The organism is Clostridioides sp. ZZV15-6383 (assembly GCF_020657735.1).
GTDB lineage: Bacteria > Bacillota > Clostridia > Peptostreptococcales > Peptostreptococcaceae > Clostridioides > Clostridioides difficile_D.
The window spans coordinates 1-2,681 of record NZ_JAGWCV010000111.1; the positions used below are offsets into that span (position 1 = coordinate 1).

Sequence of the window (2,681 nt, forward strand, 5' to 3'; positions counted from 1 at the left end):
CAAAAATGGAAAAAATATCAAAATAAGGCTATGATTTTTAAAGCCATAGCCTTACAAATAAATGTTTAATTATCACTTAAAAAATAAATTTTTATTTAAAGAATACACATAAATATTTCCAGACTCTGTATTTTTAATTTTATATAACTTTAAATTCATATTCAAATCTATATTTAACAAAGTTATGTCAATTTAATTTTTCTTTAATTCTTTTATTATTTATTTCTATAATATTACTGTCAATAGATTGTTTTTTAATTAAATTTTTATTGTTAATGTTTAAGGAATTATTACTATTTGTGATTGAGGATCTTCTTAAATAAATTTTTTCATACTAAATCTAATTTGATTTACATACTGATATCACTTAGTTGAATCCGATTTTAAATTATAAAATTTTATTTTTTAAAATAACTTTTAACTATAATCTACTAACATAAACGTATTTGTAATCGTTACAAGCATAATAATTATCAGTTTCAAAAACTATTTTTGAAGGCCATTCCCCTCCATAATATAGAAAAGATTCTACTTCAATTTTTGTAAGTGTCTTGAAAGGCACAAATACTTCATAATAATATCCAGTATAATAAGCATTAGTAGTATAGTATCCACTTGAATTGGTTTTCACTTCATCATAAAACATGTCATGCGTATATAATTTCTCTGTATCATATGATATAGGACTATCATATAATCCTATGAAAACAGTTTTATTTGCTACAGGATTTCCATTTAAATCTGTTACATATCCACAAACTTGTTTAACACCATTCACTTTCTTTGATTCAATCGTTACATTGTAATGCTTTTCATAGCCAATTGCATAATTATCTAATCTATTAATAGTTTCTTTATTATCTAATGCATTGACAGTTGTTCCATTAATAGGTGTTAAAAAAATGAATAACACAAAAGTTAAAGTTAATTTAGATAATACAGTTTTAAATTTTTTATTTAACTTCATAATATTCCTAATCCCCCTTTTTAATTTTAAAAGAATTTAAGTCATCTTAGAAAATAAATCGCTTAAAAAGTATCCAAACTAAGTAATATCAATAAATTAATCAAATATAATTAAGATGATAAAATAGTAAGAATTTCCATAATATTCCTATTATTAATATAATCGGATTATTAATTGTTTTCTTTATAGTTATATTTATCATTTAGTCACAGAATATTTTTATGATAATGTAGTAATACATCAATGACTTTATTGTAATGATTTTATAGATATTTTATCATTTTTACCAAACTCATTTATTGTTCCTATTTGTTTATTGTTAGTGTCTTTATTTGAAGATATAAAGCTATTATTTAATTTGTCTTGATTTTTATATGTAAATTTATTTCCATCTATATGTAGGTAATCATAATATTTTGTTTTATTCGTAAAAAAAACATATTTTTCTATTTCGTAAATTCCATCCTTATTAACAGAGATTTGATTTCTATAGATATTTATCTTTAGTGATTTTGCTGTATCACTTAATGCCTCATAAATAATTACTGGATCCGATAATTCACTCATTCTAGGAATAGTAAAAGGTTCTGATATATAATTTTCAAGGTTGAGTATCCTATTATACTCTTTAACATCAAATTTGTTAAAACTTATGCAAAATGAAAATATTGAAATAATCATTACAAATAATGCTATTATCTTTTTCAGTATAAACGCCTCCTTTATTAAATTGTAGTATTAATAAATGTGTTCTCATAATATTAGTATAAAGATAAAAATGGAAGCCAAGCTTAATCAATGGCTTCCATTTTTATTTACTGACAAAGAACATTATTAAAAGAAAAAAGATTAACTAAAATTAAGCATTATTACTCCATTTAACGATTGCTCTTTTATTAATAGCCCCTTTAACTTCAGCATGTGCAGTAGAACCTGGTGATTTTCTACCACTTGATTTTTTTGCAGATCCAACTTCAGCATATGACGAGTGATATTTTTGATCATGAACGTATGTAGAGAAAGCACTTTTGCTTACTGGACTACTTACCCATGAATCATATGTCCAATATCCACCACCTACAGATTCAGTTGTAGATCTTGCTGCTTTTTTGTTTCCATCCAATATCAAACTTCCACTAGTTTCATTTGAATTATCTGCAAACGATAATCCTACTGAACTTAAACCTATTGCTGTTATACAAGCTAATCCCATTAATTTACTCTTTATTTTCTTCATTTTCTTGTATTCTACTCTTTTTTATATTCTATTACAATAGAATTGTACTATATATGAAAATAATTGGCAATATATTTTGAATATTTTTTAAAATAAAAATACAAATTATATTTTTACTAATAACTATTTTTAAAAAATATAATAAAAAGCATATAAATATTGATTTAAAACGACTTTAATAACAGTTGTAACATAATTATTAATAAAAATTTCAGACAAAAAAATAAATGGGGCTGTCGCAGGAGCAAATTAAATTTGTTCTGTGAGAGCTCTTTTTTACTTACCTTTAATAGGTATATTTTTAATTATTTTATATAAAGTTTATATTGTAAGTAAAATTATGCATGACGAATAAAGGTATGAAAATACCATTTTTTCAGATAATATTTGATTGTAAATAATAATTTTAGAATACTTTTTTTAAATGATGAAGATATATTCCACGTTTATTTTTTACTATTTTATTGTGTAGTCTAG

3 protein-coding genes are annotated in these 2,681 nt (G+C 22.9%); all 3 read right to left on the reverse strand.

The genetic code is table 11. The annotated features are described in order from the left end of the window. Window positions 1-421: 421 nt before the first annotated feature. Complete coding sequence (locus tag KGF42_RS18825; RefSeq protein ID WP_227826887.1) at window positions 422-967, reverse strand: hypothetical protein; 546 nt, start codon at window positions 965-967, stop codon at window positions 422-424. A 249-nt stretch (window positions 968-1,216) separates the two neighbouring features. Next, a complete protein-coding gene (locus KGF42_RS18830; RefSeq protein WP_227826888.1) occupies window positions 1,217-1,648 on the reverse strand; it encodes a hypothetical protein in 432 nt (143 codons plus the stop codon). Between the two features lie 178 nt (window positions 1,649-1,826). Further along, entirely contained in the window at window positions 1,827-2,204 is a 378-nt protein-coding gene (locus KGF42_RS18835; RefSeq protein WP_227826889.1) for a lactococcin 972 family bacteriocin, read from the reverse strand. Window positions 2,205-2,681: the final 477 nt, after the last annotated feature.

Coding starts and splice junctions, on each gene's coding strand:
- KGF42_RS18825 (WP_227826887.1), bottom strand. CDS start 967: ATGAAGTTAAATAAAAAATTTAAAACTGTATTATCTAAATTAACTTTA.
- KGF42_RS18830 (WP_227826888.1), bottom strand. CDS start 1,648: ATGATTATTTCAATATTTTCATTTTGCATAAGTTTTAACAAATTTGAT.
- KGF42_RS18835 (WP_227826889.1), bottom strand. CDS start 2,204: ATGAAGAAAATAAAGAGTAAATTAATGGGATTAGCTTGTATAACAGCA.